We start from the raw sequence: 738 nt of genomic DNA, 5'->3' as shown, positions 1-738 counted from the left end.
CACTGGGACTGGGCTCGGACGTCTCGGGCCTAAACCCAAAACACCTGGACGCTTCCAGACATATCTTCTCTTCACAATGTATTCAGAACAGGCATCAGTCCTTACAGACGATGCAAACTTTTATTTCCTCAAAGAAGACAATTCGCAGCCGCCGGATCAATTCTCCAGTACAGCGCGATAGCGCGTCGCCGATCGTTCGGCGCCCTCGCGGAGGGTAGGTCCGAAGGACCGCTCACCCGTGAGCGCAAATAAATGGTGGAGCTGAGCGGGATCGAACCGCTGACCCCCTGCTTGCAAAGCAGGTGCTCTCCCAGCTGAGCTACAGCCCCATCCAGCTCGATCACCCAAGTCTCATCAACCAGGCGCGGCAACAATTCGCATCAACCAACAGTCTCAACCCAAACCCTCATTCGCATATGCAAATGGTGGGCCCGGGAAGACTTGAACTTCCGACCCCACGCTTATCAAGCGTGTGCTCTAACCAACTGAGCTACGGGCCCATTCCGGTACCGGTCGATGCGGCTTTTGTCTTCTTGAAGAAAGAGAAACGTGGACGGCGAACCTCGCCATACCCGCTGTCTGCGTAGCAGATCTGCAGGCGTATTACGTTTCGATGGTCGCCTGACTGGCGCCATCTATGTTCTAAAAAGCACGGGAAAGTTCATCCTGTTCAAGACAGGCGTCTTACTGTTCCACAGCTTCCTTAGAAAGGAGGTGATCCAGCCGCAGGTTCCCCTA

General features: G+C 54.7%; 1 protein-coding gene and 2 tRNA genes. 1 reads left to right on the top strand and 2 read right to left on the bottom strand.

Annotation, left to right across the window (positions count from 1 at the left end; genetic code table 11):
* Window positions 1–253 precede the first annotated feature (253 nt).
* Together PL599_RS22725 and PL599_RS22720 are read right to left on the bottom strand one after the other, a co-directional pair.
* Window positions 254–329 (bottom strand) — tRNA-Ala (locus PL599_RS22725).
* A 94-nt stretch (window positions 330–423) separates the two neighbouring features.
* A tRNA-Ile gene (locus PL599_RS22720) sits at window positions 424–500 on the bottom strand.
* Between the two features lie 49 nt (window positions 501–549).
* Between PL599_RS22720 and PL599_RS22715 the strand changes: the two genes are divergently transcribed.
* Window positions 550–738: hypothetical protein (locus PL599_RS22715; protein ID WP_271359897.1), on the top strand; the 189-nt coding region annotated here is incomplete at its 3' end.

The organism is Agrobacterium sp. ST15.16.055 (assembly GCF_027956555.1).
GTDB lineage: Bacteria > Pseudomonadota > Alphaproteobacteria > Rhizobiales > Rhizobiaceae > Agrobacterium > Agrobacterium salinitolerans.
This window is presented reverse-complemented; position numbering and strand designations above follow the sequence as displayed.